Below are 17,318 nucleotides of genomic sequence, written 5' to 3' on the forward strand. Positions count from 1 at the left end.
TGTACTCACCCTCTCGGGCTTTCCTCCGGGCTTCCCTTCGGTGTTTCCGACTCTATCAGATCTTTTTCCGATCCGATTTCCTCGGTGCTTTCCAGTTCTTCGCTTTCGCGTTTCCCTTTCCGGCGGTTCCGACTCTATCAGAAGCTTTCGGCCGGTCTTACCGGCTTCATTTTCCGATTTATCGGGGGTGCTTCTCGGTGATCGCATTCAGCGATGTTCCGACGAAGCCAGATAAAGCTTAATGGTTAGCCTTGAACTTGTCCAGCTCCAGGCAACTGTTCGACTCTACCTCCCCGCTCCACCCGTGTCAACAGGTTTTGTGGGGCGATGAGGAGACTAGCAGCTCGGCAGGGTCGCGCGCACATCAGGCGGCGGTGGGGTCCGTGGAGCTGCGTTCGGCCTCCTGGAGGTCGCCGGTCTCCCCCTCGCGTACCGCCCGGCCGCCCAGGACGTAGACGTAGCTGAGGAAGGCCAGCTCGGCCAGGACGCCGATGGTGATGCGGGCCCAGGTGGGCAGGCCGGACGGGGTCACGAAGCCCTCGATGGCGCCGGACACGAACAGCACCAGGGCGAGGCCGATGGCCATGCCCACGGCGGCGCGGCCCTCTTCTGCGAGCGCGGTACGGCGGGGCCGCGGGCCGGGGTCGATGACGGTCCAGCCGAGGCGCATACCCGTGCCCGCGGCCACGAAGACCGCGGTGAGTTCGAGCAGGCCGTGCGGGAGGACGAGGCCGAGGAAGGTGTCGAGGCGGCCCGCGGAGGACATCAGGCCGAAACCGACCCCCAGGTTCAGCATGTTCTCGAACAGGATCCAGAGGACCGGGAGGCCCAGGAAGACGCCCAGGACGAGGCAGAGCGCGGCCGCCTGGGCGTTGTTCGTCCACACCTGTGCGGCGAAGGACGCGGCGGGGTGGCTGGAGTAATAGGTCTCGTAGCCGCCGCCGGGGCGGGTCAGTTCCCGGAGGTGGCCGGGGGCCGCGATGGACGCCTGCACCTCGGGGTGGGTGCCGATCCACCAGCCGAGGAGGATCGCCACCGCGGTGGAGAGCAGTGCGGTCGGCACCCACCAGTGGCGGGCGCGGTAGACGGCGGCCGGGAAGCCGCGGCCCAGGAAGCGGGTCACGTCGCGCCATGAGGCGCGGCGGGTTCCGGTGACGGCGCTGCGGGCGCGGGCCACGAGCCGGCTGAGCCGGCCGGTGAGCTGGGGGTCCGGGGCGCTGGAGCGGATGAGGGAGAGGTGCGTCGCGGTGCGCTGGTAGAGGGTGACGAGTTCGTCGGCCTCCGCGCCGGTGAGGCGGCGCCGGCGGCGGATCAGGGCGTCGAGGCGGTCCCACTCGGCACTGTGCGCGGAGACGAAGACGTCCAGGTCCATCGGGTCTGCCTGCTCCTCGACTCGTCGTGGCCAGCCGCCACCGAACCACGGGACACTGTCAGCTTGTCGTACCGGGGTGCGATGCGCCCTCAGCTTGGCAGACTTGTGCCCCAGGGGTGGGCGAGGGAAGGACGGCGGCGTGAGTGAGCTCGTGACCGGTGAGGCGGTGGCTCTGGAGCTGCGGCCCGCGAAGCTGCCGAGCAGGGCGTTGGCCGTGCTGATCGATCTGATCGTGGCCGTGCTCGTCTACATCGCCGTGGTGATCGGGCTTGTGGCGGCCACCTCTTCGCTGGACGACGCCGCGCAGGCCGCGATGTCGGTGGCGGCCTTTCTGCTGGTGCTGGTCGGCGGGCCCATCGCGATCGAGACGCTGAGCCATGGGCGGTCGCTGGGGAAGCTGGCGTTCGGGCTGCGCGTGGTGCGTGACGACGGTGGGCCGGTGCGGTTCCGGCACGCGCTGGTGCGTGGTGGTGTCGGGATGATCGAGATCCTCATGACGTTCGGGGTGGTGGCGTGCATCGCCTCGCTGGTCTCGGAGCGGGGGCGGCGGCTCGGGGACGTGTTCGCGGGGACGCTGGTGGTGCGCGAGCGGATTCCGGTGGGCCGGGCCGGTGTGGTCCCGCCTCCGGCGCCCGAGTTGGCGGGACGGTTCGCGGAGCTGGATCTGTCGGCCGTGCCCGACGGGCTCTGGCTGGCCGTGCGGCAGTACCTGACGCGGATGCACCAGCTTCAGCCGCAGGTCTCCTGGTCGATGGCGTCGCGGCTGGCCGCCGACGTGGCCGCGCGGACGGGAGCCGCCGTGCCGCCGGATCTCCAGGCGCGGCCGGCCGTGTTCCTGGCGGCCGTGGTGCATGAGCGGCAGTCCCGGCAGGCGCGGCAGGCGCCTCGCTACGAGGGCGGTGGGGACCACACGGTGGCTTCGGTGTCTCCCCCGGCCGCCGCGCCGGTGAGCGAGGAGAACGTGACGGCACCGAAGGCGCCGCCGAGCCGGTCCACGGGGTTCGCGCCGCCCGCCTAGTGGGCCGGGCGGTCAGGGGAACGTCGACGGTGGGGTCTGGAGGTCCTCCAGCTCGATGCCGGGGGCCGAGAGGACGACGTCCCCGGCGATGTGCACAGCGTGCCTTTCCCCCGTGTCCAGGGCTGTGACCTGGTATTCGTCCACGATCAGGGGGCCGTTGTCAGTGGTGTGTGCTTCTCTGTCGACCAGTGCCCAGGACTGGTCCACGGTGCGGGGGGCGAGGACCGGGTCGGTCAGGGCGACGAGGCGTACGCGGGTCGCGGAAGAGGAGGGGGCGAGGCGCAGGAGACGTGCGGTGGCGACGAGGAACGCCGGGGACGTGCCGGTGAAGGCGTGGGCGGGCACATTGCCCTCCGTCGCCTCCAGCCCGGCCGGGTCGGTGCGGACCCAGGTGACGCCGTCGAGGGCGGCGCCGCGGACCTGCCAGCCGCCGGCGTGGAGTTCGAGGCGGATGGGGCGGCCGAGGTCGTCCAGGGCGAGGTCGACCGAGCCCCGGTGCGCGCCGTCGGGGGCGGTGAGCTGGGAGACGTAGCGCCAGCCGGAGGGGCCGGGGGCGCACTGGAAGTGTTCTTCCGCGAGGGGGGTGTGATCGTGCGGATCGTGGAGCGAATATCGGCCGCGCGGCATGGCAGGTCCTGGGGTCTGGCGGGCTGACGGTCCGGGGCCGCTGGTCCGGCGCAAAGGGGCAGGCCCCCGGCACGGGGGTGCGGGGGCCTGCCTCGGATGGTGCGGGGATCAGCGGCTCAGTAGCGGTAGTGGTCCGACTTGAACGGACCGTCGACCTCGACACCGATGTACGCGGCCTGCTCCGGGCGCAGCTGGGTGAGCTTGACGCCCAGCGAGTCCAGGTGCAGGCGGGCGACCTTCTCGTCCAGGTGCTTGGGGAGCACGTAGACGCCGGTCGGGTACTCGTCGGGCTTGGTGAACAGCTCGATCTGGGCCAGGGTCTGGTCCGCGAAGGAGTTGGACATCACGAACGACGGGTGGCCGGTGGCGTTGCCCAGGTTCAGCAGGCGGCCCTCGGACAGGACGATGATCTTCTTGCCGTCGGGGAAGGTCCAGGTGTGGACCTGCGGCTTGACCTCGTCCTTGACGATGCCCGGGATCTTGGCGAGGCCGGCCATGTCGATCTCGTTGTCGAAGTGGCCGATGTTGCCGACGATGGCCTGGTGCTTCATCTTGGCCATGTCGGAGGCCATGATGATGTCCTTGTTGCCGGTCGTGGTGACGAAGATGTCGGCCTTGTCGACCACCTCGTCCAGCGTGGTGACCTGGTAGCCGTCCATGGCCGCCTGGAGCGCGCAGATCGGGTCGATCTCCGTGACGATCACCCGGGCGCCCTGGCCGCGGAGGGACTCGGCGCAGCCCTTGCCGACGTCGCCGTAGCCGCAGACGACGGCGGTCTTGCCGCCGATGAGGACGTCGGTGGCGCGGTTGATGCCGTCGATCAGGGAGTGGCGGCAGCCGTACTTGTTGTCGAACTTCGACTTGGTGACGGCGTCGTTCACGTTGATCGCCGGGAAGAGCAGGACGCCGTCGCGCTGCATCTCGTACAGGCGGTGGACGCCGGTGGTGGTCTCCTCGGTGACACCACGGATCTCGGAGGCGAGCTGGGTCCACTTCTGCGAGCCGTCGGTGATGGTGCGGTTGAGCAGCTCGAGGATGACGCGGTGCTCGTCGGACTCGGCGGTGTCGGGCGAGGGGACCTTGCCGTCCTTCTCGTACTCGACGCCCTTGTGGACGAGGAGGGTGGCGTCGCCGCCGTCGTCCAGGATCATGTTCGGGCCGCCGGTGGGGCTGTTCGGCCAGGTCAGCGCCTGCTCGGTGCACCACCAGTACTCGTCCAGGGTCTCGCCCTTCCAGGCGAAGACGGGGATGCCCTGCGGGTTGTCCGGGGTGCCGTTCGGGCCGACGGCGATGGCGGCGGCCGCGTGGTCCTGGGTGGAGAAGATGTTGCAGGAGGCCCAGCGGACGTCGGCGCCGAGGGCGACGAGCGTCTCGATGAGCACGGCGGTCTGCACGGTCATGTGCAGGGAGCCGGTGACGCGGGCGCCGGCCAGGGGCTGGGCCTCGGCGTACTCCTTGCGGATCGACATCAGGCCGGGCATCTCGTGCTCGGCGAGGGTGATCTCCTTGCGGCCGAACTCGGCCAGGGAGAGGTCGGCGACCTTGAAGTCCTGTCGGTTGTCGACAGTGGTCATGGCGGGCTGCTCCTCGAAGTCGGGGCGAGGTGGGTACGGCTGGTCTGCACGGCGACGGACACAGGGGTGCCCCGAGAAGAGGACACAGGCATGCCCGCGTACGCGCAGCGCAGTCCGTCGGAGGCCCTCTCTCCCTCGGACGGTCCGCTCCGGGACCGCCCGACCGCCATCAGCAGCGACGTCTGGCTCCGTCCCAAGCTACACCGGAGGGCGGGGCGCGCCCCAGTCCGCGTTCGGACACCCCGTGCCGTCCAGGTGACGGGTGTGGCGCGAACGGGTGGGTGCGGGGCCGGAGCCCCGGGTGCGCCGAGGCCCCCGGCGCGGTCGGTGGGGACCGGGGTGCGGCGGGGGCCTCGGTGCGGCGGTGTGGGGGTCAGTGGTCGGCCGGGTGGGGGTTCGGGCCGCCCGGTGTGGCGAGTGGGTCCGGGCCCTTGGCGGCCTCGGCGGCGCTGTAGATGTCCGGCTCCAGGTAGATGACGCGGGCGATCGGGACGGCCTCGCGGATGCGGGCCTCGGCGCGGTCGATCGCGTTGGCGACCTCGGCGGCCGTGTCGTCGTGCTGGACGGCGATCTTGGCGGCGACGAGGAGCTCCTCGGGGCCGAGGTGGAGGGTGCGCATGTGGATGACGCCGGTGACGGTGTCGCCGTCGACGATGGCGGCCTCGATCTTCTTGACGTCCTCCAGGCCGGCGGACTCGCCGAGCAGCAGGGACTTGGTCTCGGAGGCGAGCACCAGGGCGATCACGACGAGCAGGACACCGATGCAGACGGTGCCGATGCCGTCCCAGACGCCGTTGCCGGTGAGCAGGGCGATGCCGACGCCGCCGAGGGCGAGGACCAGGCCGATGAGCGCGCCGAAGTCCTCCAGCAGGACGACGGGCAGCTCGGGCGCCTTGGCGCGGCGGATGAACTGGGCCCAGGAGAGCTTGCCGCGCAGCTCGTTGGACTCCTTGATGGCCGTGCGGAAGGAGAAGCCCTCGGCGATGATCGCGAAGACGAGGACGCCGACCGGCCAGTACCAGTGCTCCACCGGGTGGGGGTGGCTGATCTTCTCGTAGCCCTCGTAGATGGCGAACATGCCGCCGATGGAGAAGAGGACGATGGAGACCAGGAAGGCGTAGATGTACCGCTCGCGGCCGTAGCCGAAGGGGTGCTGCGGGGTGGCCTCGCGCTTGGCCTTCTTGCCGCCGATGAGCAGCAGGAACTGGTTGCCGGAGTCGGCGACCGAGTGGACGCCCTCGGCGAGCATCGACGAGGAGCCGCTGAACGCGAACGCCACGAACTTCGATGCCGCGATCGCCAGATTGGCGCCGAGTGCCGCCACGATCGCCTTGTTACCGCCTGACGCGCTCATGAGTCCGCGTTTTCCCTTCGCCCTTGTCGGCTTCCCGGCACCCCCGCACGGCTCTTGTGCCCCCACGGGTCGCTTCTTTGCACGTGCTTTGCCGGTGGGCCATTGTTGCAGTCCCACCGGCATGCGGCGCCTCAGGTGTCCACAGGGGTGGTCATACGATCACAGTGGCGCGGAACAACGTGCCCTCGCCGGACGCCTCGGCCTTCTCCCCCGCCGGGACGAAGACGGACCGCCCGGGCAGCAGGCCGTGCTCGCCGACGCGGACCGAACCGGCCGTGCACAGCAGGATCTGCGGGGTCGGGAGGGTCACGTCGCGGGTGGTCTCGCCGGGCAGGACCCAGCGGGAGAGCCGGAATTCGTCGATGGGGGTCTCGTAGACCTCCTCGCCGTCCGGGGACGCCTCGGGGCGCAGGACACCGGGGTCGCCCGCCTCGAAGCGGACCACGCGCAGGAGTTCGGGGACGTCGATGTGCTTGGGGGTCAGGCCGCAGCGCAGGACGTTGTCGGAGTTGGCCATGATCTCGACGCCGACCCCGTCCAGGTAGGCGTGCGGGATGCCCGCCCCGAGGAACAGGGCCTCGCCGGGCTGGAGCCGTACGTGGTTCAGCAGCATGGCGGCGATCACGCCGGGGTCGCCGGGGTAGTCGCGGGCCATCTCGGCGTACGGGGTGTACGGGCCGCCGAGTCGGGCGCAGGCGGCCGTGGCCTCGGTGACGGTGTCGGCCATGTCCTCGGGGTCCGCGGTGAGGATCGCGGTGAGCACCTCCCGCAGCGCGGCTTCCTCGGGCTTGGCGCGCAGCAGGTCGACGTACGGCTTGAGGGAGTCGACGCCCAGGCCGTCGAGCAGGCCGGCCGCGTCGGCGGGGGTGCGGAAGCCGCACAGGCCGTCGAACTCGGTGAGGGCGCAGATGAGTTCGGGCTTGTGGTTGGCGTCCTTGTAGTTGCGGTCGGGCGCGTCCACGGGGACGCCCCTGCGCTCCTCCTCGGCGTAGCCCTCGCGGGCCTGGGCCAGGTCGGGGTGGACCTGGAGGGAGAGCGGGGCGCCCGCGGCGAGGATCTTGAGCAGGAAGGGCAGGCGCGGGCCGAACTTCGCCACCGCCTCGGCGCCCAGCTCGCGCTCCGGGTCGGCGTCGATGATCTCGGCCAGGGTGCCGCGCGGGGTGCGCGACGGGGCGCCGGGGTGGGCGCCCATCCACATCTCGGCCTGGGGTTCGCCGGTGGGCTCGGTGCCCAGCAGCCGCGGGATGGCGGTGGTCGAGCCCCAGGCGTAGGGGCGGACGGTGTTGTCGAGGCGGTCCATGTGTCTTCTCTGTCTCCGTACGGGCGCCGCGGACGGGTGCCTGGGGTCAGCTCAGGCGCCGGCGGCGAGCGCCAGGTAAACGGCGGCGAAATCGGTGACGGCGATCAGGTCGGCGAGGGTCTCCAGGTCGCCGCCCTCCTCCGGCTCGAGTTCGCTGATCGGCGTGTCGTGGCCGAGGGCGAGGTCGCGGGCGGCGGGGGCGGCGCTGAGGCCACCGAGGGGGCGGTCCCGGAGCAGCACCACGCGCGCGTGCATCGCGGGTGCCTCCTCGACGCGGTCGCGGAAGAAGTCGTCCGGATCGGCGCGGGCGGCCAGCGGGCCGGAGAGCAGGGCCTCGTGCGCGAGGAGCGCCTCGGGGAGTTCGGCCACCAGGGCGGGGCGACCTGCGAGTTCGGCAAGGGCGGCGGCGAAGCGGCGACCCGCCGGACCAGCGGAGGTGCCCTCCGTCCAGACGACGGGCAGGGCGTCGGCGAGTTCCGCGGCGAGCGTCTTGGCCGCGTTGCCGTAGGTGGCGATGGCCGGGCCGCAGCGCTCGGCGACCTGGTCGAGGCGGTCGGCCACCTTCTCCAGCGCCTCGGGGCCGGCGGTCAGCAGGCCGACCCGGTCCAGGAGGGCCAGCAGCGGGGTGAGCAGGGCCCAGAAGACGCCGGAGGAGGACGCGGCGACCGGCTCGCCCTGGTCGTACGGCGCCGTGGCCATCGGGATGAACATGCCGTGCGCGCCCGCGACCGCCTCCGCGAGGGGGGTGTCGGCGGGGGCCACGGCCACCACGGAGCAGCCTCTGCGGTACGCCTGTTCCGCGAGGAGGCCGAGGCTCGGTTCCGTGCCGTCGGGGGTGGCGATCAGCAGCAGGTCCACGGAGCCCGCCCAGCCGGGCAGTTCCCAGCGCAGGGCGCCGGGGGCGGGGGCGACCCCGGTGGCCTCCAGGCGGATCACCGGGCTGCCGGGGCCGGCCAGGGTGCCGAGGAGGTCGGCGGTGTGGGTGGCGGCGGCGCCGGGTCCCGCGATCAGTACGGCGCGGGGGCGGCCGTCGGGCCGGAGGGCGCCGACTCCGGCCTCGGCGGCGTGCCGGGCCGCGGTGCGGACCCTGGCGCCCGCTTCCGCCGCGGCGCGCAGCATCCCCCGGCGGTCGGCCTCGGCGAGGCCCTCCGGGGTGTCCAGGAGCGATTCGTCGAGCATGGGCGGGGTGCCTCCGATCGCCGGGGTCCTACTGCGGTGTGCTGCGGCCGCGCCTACTCCGGGCGGCGGGCCTCGTCGACCAGGAGGACGGGAATGCCGTCGCGGACGGGGTACGCCAGGCCGCATTCCTGACCGGTGCAGATCAGCTCCGCGTCCTGCTCCTTGAGGGGGGCGTGGCAGGCCGGGCAGGCCAGGATCTCCAGGAGACCGGCTTCGAGCGGCATGGGGTGTCCCTTCGGGCGGCAACGGGGTCTACGGATGTGCTGGTCAGCGTACCGTGGCGCTCCGCCGGCCGGGCGGGGTGCGTCCCGCCCGTCGCCGCCGGCCCGCGCACGGAGGCACCTACGCGCGGATGATCGCCAGGACCTCGTCCCTGATCTTCGTCATCGTCGCCTCGTCCTCCGCCTCGGCGTTCAGCCGGAGCAGCGGCTCCGTGTTGGAGGGGCGGACGTTGAACCACCAGGTGGGGGTGGAGACCGTGAGGCCGTCGAGGTCGTCCAGGGTCGTGTCGGCGGCCGGGGTGTAGGCGGCGCGGAGGGCGGCCAGGCGGGCCTGCTGGTCGGTGACCGTGGAGTTGATCTCGCCGGAGCCCGCGTAGCGGTCGTACTGGGCGGTGAGGGTGGACAGGGGGGTGGGGTGGGTGCCCAGGGCGGCGAGGACGTGGAGGGCGGCCAGCATGCCGGTGTCCGCGTTCCAGAAGTCCTTGAAGTAATAGTGGGCGGAGTGCTCGCCGCCGAAGATCGCGCCGGTGCGGGCCATCTCCGCCTTGATGAAGGAGTGTCCGACGCGGGTGCGGACCGGGGTGCCGCCGTGCTCCAGGACCACCTCGGCGACCGTGCGGGAGGTGATCAGGTTGTGGATGACCGTGCCGGTACCGCCGTTGCGCGCGAGTTCGCGGGCGGCGACCAGGGCGGTGACGGCGGACGGGGAGACCGGGTCGCCGTTCTCGTCCACGACGAAGCAGCGGTCGGCGTCGCCGTCGAAGGCGAGGCCGATGTCCGCGCCCTCCTGCACGACCCGCTTGCGCAGGTCGACGATGTTGGCCGGGTCCAGCGGGTTGGCCTCGTGGTTGGGGAAGGTGCCGTCCAGCTCGAAGTACATCGGGACGACGGTCAGCGGCAGCCCCGCCAGGACCGTCGGGACGGTGTGCCCGCCCATGCCGTTGCCCGCGTCCACGACGACCTTCAGCGGACGGATCGCGGTCAGGTCGACCAGCGAGCGCAGGTAGGCGGCGTAGTCGTCGAGGGTGTCGCGCGCGGTGAGGGTGCCCGGTGCGGCGGCCGGGGCGGGAGCGCCCGTCTCCGTCCACCGCTCGACCAGGGCGCGGATGTCGGCGAGGCCGGTGTCCTGGCCGACCGGGGCGGCGCCCGCGCGGCACATCTTGATGCCGTTGTACCGGGCCGGGTTGTGCGAGGCGGTGAACATCGCGCCGGGCAGGTCCAGCGCGCCCGAGGCGTAGTAGAGCTGGTCCGTGGAGCACAGGCCGATCTCGGTGACGTCGACGCCCCGGTTCAGCGCGCCGCGTGCGAAGGCGCGGGAAAGGGCGGGCGAGGAGGGGCGCATGTCGTGGCCGACGACGATCGCGGTCGCGTCCGTCACCTCGGCGAAGGCCGCGCCGAAGAGTTCGGCCATGGCCTCGTCCCACTGGTCCGGAACGACTCCGCGCACGTCGTACGCCTTCACGATCTGCGACAGATCTGCCACGGCCGGCCCTCCTGAAAGTCCACTGGGGGCCCAAAACTACCGGTTGGGGTGCGCGGTCGCGGGGAGGGGCGCCCTAGTTGTCCGGCGAGCGGAGGACCCGCAGGTGGCCGCGGCGGGCCACTTCCATCGGGTCGGCGCTGCGGGCGCCGCCCGCTCCGGCCGCGCGCTCCTGCGGACGGGCCGCCTCGCGGACCGCGTTGGCCAGTGCCTCCAGGTCGTCGCCGCTGGGGCGGGCCGGGGCGGAGCCGTCGAGCAGCCGGACGACTTCCCAGCCGCGCGGGGCGGTGAGGCGCTCGGAGTGCTCGGCGCACAGGTCGTAGCAGTGGGGCTCGGCGTAGGTGGCGAGGGGGCCGAGGACCGCGGTCGAGTCGGCGTAGACGTACGTCAGCGTCGCAACGGCGGGTCGGCCGCAGGCGGTGCGCGAACAGCGACGTACAAGGCTCACGATGTTGGACGGTACCGCACTCTTGAGCGGGCCGCGACGACTCTCCACCAGGTCACTCCCCCGTGTCGTGGCCTGCGGGGCTTCCCGGGCCCTTGGGGGCAGGCCCCGGTGAGCGCGCCGTGCCGGGGTGCATCCGGTGATGATCCGGGACAAAGCCCGGCGGGAGACGTCGCTTCTCGGCCACCGGGGCACGCGGGTGTGGCCGGAACCGGGGTGCGCCGCGCGGGAGACGACTGAGCGAACACCGGGAGAAAAGTGCGCGAAGAGTCCGGGCAGGGTGTGCGAAGGCGCGGTCCCACGGGCGGGGAAGGGATGGCTGTCGCGTGGAACCGGGCGTCGGCGGCGGGCGGGGACTACGCTTCTGCGGTGATGGACAACCGTGTACCGCCTCGTGCCGCAGGTCCCCGACCCCGACGCCGTGATCGTCACGGGCGGGGCATGCGTGGCCCCATCGCACCGCCCCAGGTGCCGCTGGCGGCCAGCCGCGCCGAGGTGTTCGCGGACCTCGTGCGGGACTCCGTGGAACGGCTGGAGCGGCGCTGGCAGCAGCTCGCCGAGGTGGAGTTCATGGTGCTGGAGGTGCCCCGGCTGGAGGGCGCCGGCGACGCGCCGTGGGGCGACGAGAGTGTGCCGCTGGGCGGGATCATCCCCGCGCGGGACGGCCGGCGGGCGCGGGTCGTGGTGTACCGGCGGCCGATCGAGATCCGGACCAAGGGGCGCGACGAACGCGCCGAGCTGGTGCACGAGGTGGTCGTGGAGCAGGTCGCCGAGCTGCTGGGGCTGACCCCGGAGACGGTGGACCCCCGGTACGGCGAGGAGTAGCGGGCGGCCGTCCCCGGGGGCGGCCGCCCGGCACTCGCTCTACCGCTGGAGCACCGACAGGTCCTGCTCGGCGCGGGGCACCGCCACCAGGCCCCGGTCGCTCGGCAGGGTCTGGATCGTGAAGCCGGGGACGCCGTCCGAGGAGCCGGTGAGGGTGCGGGCGGCGTAGACGGGGCCGCCGGAGACGTGTTCCACGGTCAGCGCGTAGGTGCCCTTGCCGCCCGTGGGGGCGGCGATGTCCTGGCTGGTGCCGGACTTGACCGTGTACGTCTTCGTCGCGGGGGACCCGCCGTCGCTGCCCGCCGAGGCGGTCACCTTGACGGTCGCGTCGGCCGTCGGCGCGGTCAGGGACAGGGTGGTGCCCTTGGCGCTGTTGTCGGCGGCGGTGGCGCGACGGCCGACGGGGGCGGTGGCGGGGATGTACGCCGTCTCCTGCGAGCTTCCCTTGCCGCGCACCACGCGCAGCGCCGCGACCACGGGGGCCGCCTTGTCGGTGGGCGTGAGGATCAGCGAGCCCGGCTCGCCCCGGGTGACCGGGCCGAGGTCGACGGCGCTGGTCATGCCCGCCTTGACGTGCACGGTCTCGTTGCCGGCCGGGGTGATCGAGCCGTCCGGGGAGGCGAGGCGGACCTTGAGGTCGGCGTCGTCGTCGCCCGGTGTGAAGGCGATCAGGCGGACGTCGGTGGCGTCCTTGGGGATGCCGGGCAGGACCAGGCTGCCGGCCGGGTCGGCGGCCGCGGGCAGCCAGTCGCCGCCGCCCGCGTCGTCCTGGGCCTGCACGGTGGCGCCGACCCGGCCGCTGCGCACGCCGACGTGCACGGTGAGGTCGGTCTGCGCGTCGTCGGTGAGCGTGGACAGCAGCACCGGCTCGCTGGAGTGCGGGGGCACGGTGATGCCGTCGGTCACCGTCGTCTTCACGGCACCGGACTTGCCGTACAGCTTGATGTCGACGACGGCCGCCTCGTCGTCGGGGTTGGTGAGGTGGACGTAGTCGGTGCGGCCCTTGGCGGTGCTGGCGCCGGGGAACCAGAAGTCGGTGTCGGCGGGGGTGCAGGTGACGCCCTGGAGGCCGCGCCCGGTGCCCGCGGCGATCCGGGTGGTCTCCTGCACGGTCCAGCCGGGCGCGTACTTGCCGTCGGCGGTGCCGATCAGGGCGGGTGCGTCGCTGCCGGAGGTGTCGCCCAGGGCCGGGGTGCCCGGCGGCTTGGGGGTGAGCACCGCCTGGTCCTTCTTGCCGCCGCCCTTGCCGCCCTTGCCGCCCTTGCCGTCGGCGGACTCCTCGGCGGCCGCCTCCAGCGTGGCCTTGCCGCCGCTGCCGGCGCCCTGGGTGACGGGCGTGAACGAGGTGTACGCGGTGTCGGCGATGTCGGAGAAGCTCGGCGCCGGGCACAGCAGGCCGGTGCGCTCCACGGGCCGCTCGGTGGCGCTGCCGGCCGCGCTCGTGCCGGGGACGGCGGGCGGGTCGAAGGCGGCGAACCCGGTGACGGCGGCCAGGGCGACGGTGCAGGCGATCAGGGACAGGGTCGTGCGGTTCACTGCTGGCTCCCGTCGTGGCGCTCACTGCCGTCGCCGTAGGGCGGCTGCTGGGCGGGGTCGTAGCCCTGCGGGTGGGCCGCCGGGTCGTACGGCTGCTCCTGCCGCGCCCCGTACCCGTAGGGGTCGTAGGCGTTCTGGCCGTAGGGGTCGGGGTGGTAGGCGCCCTGGTCGTACCCGGGGTGCTGGTACGGGGCCTGGTAGGGGTCGGCGGGGTAGGCCGCGTACTCGGGGTCGGCGTAGGTGCTGGTGCCGGTGTCCCAGTCGGCGTAGGGCTGCTGGTGCGGGATGACCGGCTGCTCCTGCTGCCCGTACGGCGCGGCTTCGGGGCCTTCCCCGGCGGCCTCGGCGGCTTCCCGGGCCTCCGCGGGCTCCTCCGTCCTCTCGGCCTCGGCCTCGGCCTGGGCGCGCAGGCGCCGGGCGCGGCGGCCGTCGCCCTCCATGGCCCGGGCCGGGACCGTCTCCTCCTCGGGGAGGTCGTCGTCGACGTCGCGGCGGCGCCCCGGCAGCGCGAGGACGACCAGGAGGACGGCGAGGGCGCCCTGCACCCACAGCCAGACGGTGTGGGTGAACGGGGCGTCGTAGGTGACGTCCAGCTTGCCGCCGCCGGCCGGGAGTTCGAAGCCCTGGGCCCACCCGTCGACGGTCCTGGGGGTGAGGGGCTTGCCGTCCAGGGTGGCGGTCCAGCCGTCGGAGACGGCGTCGGCCAGGCGCAGCACCCGGCCGCCCGAGCCACCCGGGACGGTGGTGTGGATCTCCACCGGGCCCGCCGCGACGGCCTGCGGGGTGCCGGAGCCGCCCGCGCCGATCAGGGTGGCGCGGGAGACCTCGCGGTCGACGCGCCAGAGGGCGTTGCCGTTCTGCTGGCTGAGCCGGTTCAGGCCGGGCGTGGCGTCCAGGACGCGGGTGATCTGGCGCGGGGTGCCCTGGTGGACGAGGACGTAGCGGACGGCGAAGCCGCCGAGCTGGCCCGTCTGGTCGGCGCCGGAACCGGCGACCAGGTTGGCGACGACCTTGTCCAGGCCGGTGTCGGACCCGTCGGCCGCGGCGATCTCGCCGTCGCCCATGCGGGCGCCCGCGCCCCGGACCAGGGTGTAGCGGACCCGCGCGGTGGAGTCGCCGTCGAGGACCAGCGTGCGGGCCTGGTCACGGGTACCGGCGTCCTCGGCGACGAACGCGGGCACCTGGGCGGGGTCGCGGCGCTCCAGGGGGCCGTCGGCGCCCCGGATCATCCAGCCGGCGGCGGCGACCAGCGGGCCGACGGCACAGGCCAGCGCGATCAGCGCGGCGAGCGGCTGGCGCCAGCCGAAGCTCTGCTCGGCCACCCGCGCGCGTGCCCCGTCGGCGCCGAGCGCGGCGGCGGCCAGCAGGGCGATGCCGTAGACCAGGGTGGCCGGCCCGGCCCAGGCGGAACGGTTGGCCAGGACCGCGAGCAGCAGCCCGGTCAGCGCGACGGCCCAGGCGGCGCGGATGCCCAACTGGCGCTCGGAGCGCAGCAGGGCGGCCAGCGCGGCCGGCACGATGCCGACGAACAGCAGGCCGGAAAGGGTGCCGGGCCCGCCGGGGCTGGTGCCCAGCAGGTCGGAGGCGGAGGCCGCCGAGGCACCGAAGTCCAGGCCGGCCTCGGTGAAGAAGCCGGTCGGCAGCAGGGTCAGCGACCAGGGCGCGAGGACCAGCAGCGGAGTACCGAGCTGGGCCAGGAAGCGCAGGAGGTGCGCGACCGGGTCGGAGCGGCGCAGCACGAGCACGCCGGCGCCGAGCACCAGCGCCGCGGGCCAGACCACGGGCGTGAACGCGGTGGTGATGGTCAGCAGCAGCGCGTACGCCCAGGTGGCGCGCCAACTGCCGCGCCCGCCGGACGGGTTCGCGAGGCCGCTGGCGGCGACGCCCGCGCGGGCGATCAGCGGGAGCAGGACGGCGAGCACGGCGGTGCCGACGCGGCCCTGCGCCAGCGCACCGGTGGTGGCGGGCAGGAAGGCGTACGCGACGGCCGTCCAGGCGCGCAGCAGGCGGGAGCTGACGAGGGGCCGGGAGGCGAAGTAGGCGGTGAAGCCGGCGAGCGGCACCGAGCAGACCAGCAGCACGGTGACCGCGAGCCCGGTGGAGCCGAAGAAGAGCGAGGCGAGCGTCGCCACCACCGCGAGGTAGGGCGGCGCGGAGGTGGTGCTGCCGGCGCCGACCGGGTGCCAGGCGGCGGCGAATCCGGCCCACAGGTCGCTCGCGCCGGGCGGGACCGGCAGCAGCGCACCTCCCGCGAGTGCACCGCCGCCCAGCAGGGCGCGGCAGGCGACGAGGGAGATCAGCAGCAGGGCCAGGAAGAGCACCGGGCCGGGCTTGCGGGCGATGCGCTTGAGGCGGGCGAACTGCTCGATCTCCAGGAAGTCGGCGTCGTCGCCACCGGGGCCGGACTCGACCGCGCTGCCGTGGCGGCCGGCCGAGGTGTCGACGTCGAAGTCGCTGGAGAAGTTGGCGGCGATCTGCTCGGCCGTGGCGCGGATGGTGGCGCCCGGCGGTGGGAACAGCTGCCGCAGTTCGTCCTTGTCGATCCGGGAGGGGCCCCGGCCGCGCCGGGCGGCGAGGATGCGCTCGGGGCGCAGCAGGACGCCCAGCAGGCCGCGGATCTCGTCGAGGGCCTGGCCGGGCACCTTGCCGACCAGGTAGGCGAGGGTGCGCAGCAGGGTGCCGACGACCAGCCGGAGCAGCACCCAGGGCAGCGCGGCCGTGCGGGTGTTGGCGAGCAGGGTGTGGACGGCACCGGCCTTGTCGACCTTGTGCGGGGAAGCGGTGGTGCGGCCCGCGCAGTCGACGGCGCGGCGCTCGCGGGAGGCGGCCTCCGCGTGCCGGACGACCGCGTCGGGGGCGATCAGGACGCGGTAGCCCTCGGTGTGGGCGCGCCAGCACAGGTCGACGTCGTCGCGCATCAGGGGCAGCCGGCGGTCGAAGCCGCCGAGCCGCTCGAAGACGTCACGGCGGATCAGCATGCCGGCGGTGGAGACGGAGAGCACGGTGCGGACGTGGTCGTGCTGGCCCTGGTCCTGTTCGCGGCGGTCCAGACCGGTCCAGCGGCGGCCGGAGTTGGCGATGGAGACGCCGACCTCCAGCAGTTGCCTGCGGTCGTACCAGCCGCGGAGCTTGGGGCCGACCACGGCCACGTCGTCGCGGCCGAGTTCGAGTTCGTTGTCCACGACCCGCAGCATCTGGGCGAGCGCGTCGGGCTCCGGGGCGCAGTCGTCGTGCAGCAGCCAGAGCCACTGGACCGGCTCGCCGTACGGCAGTTCGGGCAGGTCGTAGGCGTCGTCGCGCCAGGTGCGCGTGGCCGGGTCCCAGCTGCTCGGGCGCCTGAGGTAGGGCAGGTCGTCCGGGGTGAGGACGGGAGCGAGGCGGGTGGCCTCGTCCACGGCCTGGCCGAAGCCGGTGCGCCGGGCCAGGTGGACGACGGCCTCGTCCCCCAGGGTCTCGGTGACCAGTCGGGCGGAGTCGTCCGCGCTGCCGGTGTCGGCCGCCACCGCGTACTGCACGGGGCGCTCCTGACTCAGCAGCCCGGCGAGCGCGTCGGGCAGCCAGCGGGCGCCGTCATGGGTGACGAGGACGGCCGTCACGACATGGCGCGGGAACTCAGGGGTGGCAGCGTCGTGTTGGGCTGCCGTATGGCTGTGCACGGACATCGAGGTACGGGCCCCGGTTCGATGGACTGCGGTGGACGCCTGTGCCCATCAAGGACAGCGGGGCGTCTCGGACGAGCGCCCACACTATCGGTCGGTCATGACGACGGCCCGCCGCCTGTGGACAACCCACGTGCGACGGGCCGTTCGCCCCGTATGTGCGTGTGCCCGGCGGCCGTTCGCCGGCCGGCGGCGCGGGCGCCGGTCAGACGGCGGCCTTCTTCAGCCGGCGGCGCTCCCGCTCGGACAGGCCGCCCCAGATGCCGAAGCGCTCGTCGTTGGCGAGGGCGTACTCGAGGCACTCGGAACGCACCTCGCAGGCGAGGCAGACCTTCTTGGCCTCTCTCGTGGAGCCGCCCTTCTCGGGGAAGAAGGACTCGGGATCGGTCTGGGCGCACAGAGCGCGCTCCTGCCAGCCGAGTTCCTCGTCCGCGTCGTCGACCAGCAGTTGCTCCACCAGCTCGGTCATGTGCGCCCCTCGTCTGTTCTTCACGTCCCCGTGCCTGGCCGGTCGCGGCCGAACGACACGAGTGAAATTACAAGTGTGCTGCTCCGAGCGAGTCAAGCCGAGATCTGCTATTGAGCCCGTTATTCACTCTGCGGAACCAAGGCCTTGCGTTAAGTGTTCAAATCGGCATAAACCTTGACACACGGCTGAGGGCGCCGAGGGGCGCCGCCCGGATGTGCGCCATGTGTCCCGAGTACCGGGTGCACAAACCTTTCACCTG

14 protein-coding genes are annotated in these 17,318 nt (G+C 73.1%); 2 read left to right on the plus strand and 12 right to left on the minus strand.

All coding sequences use genetic code 11. The features are described from left to right. Positions 1-364 precede the first annotated feature (364 nt). Positions 365-1,372 carry a stage II sporulation protein M gene (locus tag EV284_RS26550; protein WP_130338502.1) on the minus strand — a complete coding sequence of 336 codons (1,008 nt, stop codon included), beginning with the start codon at positions 1,370-1,372 and terminating at the stop codon, positions 365-367. Between the two features lie 139 nt (positions 1,373-1,511). Between EV284_RS26550 and EV284_RS26555 the strand changes: the two genes are divergently transcribed. Beyond that, entirely contained in the window at positions 1,512-2,390 is an 879-nt protein-coding gene (locus EV284_RS26555; protein ID WP_130338503.1) for an RDD family protein, read from the plus strand. 12 nt (positions 2,391-2,402) lie between these two features. On the opposite strand, the gene EV284_RS26560 is transcribed toward EV284_RS26555, so the two are convergent. From EV284_RS26560 to EV284_RS26595, 8 genes are all read right to left on the minus strand, one after another. Next, positions 2,403-3,017, minus strand: coding sequence for a hypothetical protein (locus EV284_RS26560; protein ID WP_130338504.1), 615 nt, complete (start codon positions 3,015-3,017; stop codon positions 2,403-2,405). A 116-nt stretch (positions 3,018-3,133) separates the two neighbouring features. After that, positions 3,134-4,591, minus strand: a complete 1,458-nt coding sequence (gene ahcY / locus EV284_RS26565) for an adenosylhomocysteinase (RefSeq protein WP_130338505.1) — start codon at positions 4,589-4,591, stop codon at positions 3,134-3,136. Positions 4,592-4,964: 373 nt separating this feature from the next. Further along, complete coding sequence (locus EV284_RS26570; protein WP_130338506.1) at positions 4,965-5,945, minus strand: cation diffusion facilitator family transporter; 981 nt, start codon at positions 5,943-5,945, stop codon at positions 4,965-4,967. Positions 5,946-6,096: 151 nt separating this feature from the next. Further along, a complete protein-coding gene (gene manA, locus EV284_RS26575; protein ID WP_130338507.1) occupies positions 6,097-7,245 on the minus strand; it encodes a mannose-6-phosphate isomerase, class I in 1,149 nt (382 codons plus the stop codon). Positions 7,246-7,296: 51 nt separating this feature from the next. Further along, positions 7,297-8,424 (minus strand): SIS domain-containing protein, encoded by a 1,128-nt coding sequence (locus EV284_RS26580; protein WP_130338508.1) that lies wholly within the window; start codon positions 8,422-8,424, stop codon positions 7,297-7,299. A 53-nt stretch (positions 8,425-8,477) separates the two neighbouring features. After that, positions 8,478-8,648, minus strand: coding sequence for a Trm112 family protein (locus EV284_RS26585; RefSeq protein WP_130338509.1), 171 nt, complete (start codon positions 8,646-8,648; stop codon positions 8,478-8,480). A gap of 118 nt (positions 8,649-8,766) precedes the next feature. After that, the gene (locus tag EV284_RS26590) at positions 8,767-10,128 is read right to left on the minus strand and encodes a phosphomannomutase/phosphoglucomutase (protein WP_130338510.1); all 1,362 of its coding nucleotides are present in this window, start codon (positions 10,126-10,128) and stop codon (positions 8,767-8,769) included. A 73-nt stretch (positions 10,129-10,201) separates the two neighbouring features. Then, positions 10,202-10,621 carry a DUF3499 domain-containing protein gene (locus EV284_RS26595; protein WP_130338511.1) on the minus strand — a complete coding sequence of 140 codons (420 nt, stop codon included), beginning with the start codon at positions 10,619-10,621 and terminating at the stop codon, positions 10,202-10,204. 321 nt (positions 10,622-10,942) lie between these two features. On the opposite strand from EV284_RS26595, the gene EV284_RS26600 reads away from it, so the two are divergent. Continuing rightward, entirely contained in the window at positions 10,943-11,395 is a 453-nt protein-coding gene (locus EV284_RS26600) for a metallopeptidase family protein (protein WP_130339294.1), read from the plus strand. 39 nt (positions 11,396-11,434) lie between these two features. Here the strand turns inward: EV284_RS26600 and EV284_RS26605 are convergent, their stop codons facing one another. The 3 genes from EV284_RS26605 to EV284_RS26615 form a co-directional block, all read right to left on the minus strand. Continuing rightward, positions 11,435-12,931: a DUF5719 family protein gene (locus EV284_RS26605; RefSeq protein ID WP_130338512.1), complete on the minus strand. Its 1,497-nt coding sequence runs from the start codon at positions 12,929-12,931 to the stop codon at positions 11,435-11,437. After that, positions 12,928-16,593, minus strand: a complete 3,666-nt coding sequence (locus EV284_RS26610; protein ID WP_130338513.1) for a glycosyltransferase — start codon at positions 16,591-16,593, stop codon at positions 12,928-12,930. The genes EV284_RS26605 and EV284_RS26610 overlap by 4 nt, the downstream gene beginning before the upstream one ends. 202 nt (positions 16,594-16,795) lie before the next feature. After that, a complete protein-coding gene (locus EV284_RS26615; RefSeq protein ID WP_030377564.1) occupies positions 16,796-17,059 on the minus strand; it encodes a WhiB family transcriptional regulator in 264 nt (87 codons plus the stop codon). Positions 17,060-17,318 lie beyond the last annotated feature (259 nt).

It is taken from the genome of Streptomyces sp. BK022, assembly GCF_004217355.1.
Classification (GTDB): domain Bacteria; phylum Actinomycetota; class Actinomycetes; order Streptomycetales; family Streptomycetaceae; genus Streptomyces; species Streptomyces griseoluteus.

Bases quoted from the DNA above. Each gene is read 5' to 3' on its own strand.
- manA (WP_130338507.1), bottom strand. From the start codon at position 7,245: ATGGACCGCCTCGACAACACCGTCCGCCCCTACGCCTGGGGCTCGACC.
- EV284_RS26550 (WP_130338502.1), bottom strand. From the start codon at position 1,372: ATGGACCTGGACGTCTTCGTCTCCGCGCACAGTGCCGAGTGGGACCGC.
- EV284_RS26585 (WP_130338509.1), bottom strand. From the start codon at position 8,648: ATGCCGCTCGAAGCCGGTCTCCTGGAGATCCTGGCCTGCCCGGCCTGC.
- ahcY (WP_130338505.1), bottom strand. From the start codon at position 4,591: ATGACCACTGTCGACAACCGACAGGACTTCAAGGTCGCCGACCTCTCC.
- EV284_RS26610 (WP_130338513.1), bottom strand. From the start codon at position 16,593: ATGTCCGTGCACAGCCATACGGCAGCCCAACACGACGCTGCCACCCCT.
- EV284_RS26600 (WP_130339294.1), top strand. From the start codon at position 10,943: ATGGACAACCGTGTACCGCCTCGTGCCGCAGGTCCCCGACCCCGACGC.
- EV284_RS26570 (WP_130338506.1), bottom strand. From the start codon at position 5,945: ATGAGCGCGTCAGGCGGTAACAAGGCGATCGTGGCGGCACTCGGCGCC.
- EV284_RS26615 (WP_030377564.1), bottom strand. From the start codon at position 17,059: ATGACCGAGCTGGTGGAGCAACTGCTGGTCGACGACGCGGACGAGGAA.
- EV284_RS26560 (WP_130338504.1), bottom strand. From the start codon at position 3,017: ATGCCGCGCGGCCGATATTCGCTCCACGATCCGCACGATCACACCCCC.
- EV284_RS26580 (WP_130338508.1), bottom strand. From the start codon at position 8,424: ATGCTCGACGAATCGCTCCTGGACACCCCGGAGGGCCTCGCCGAGGCC.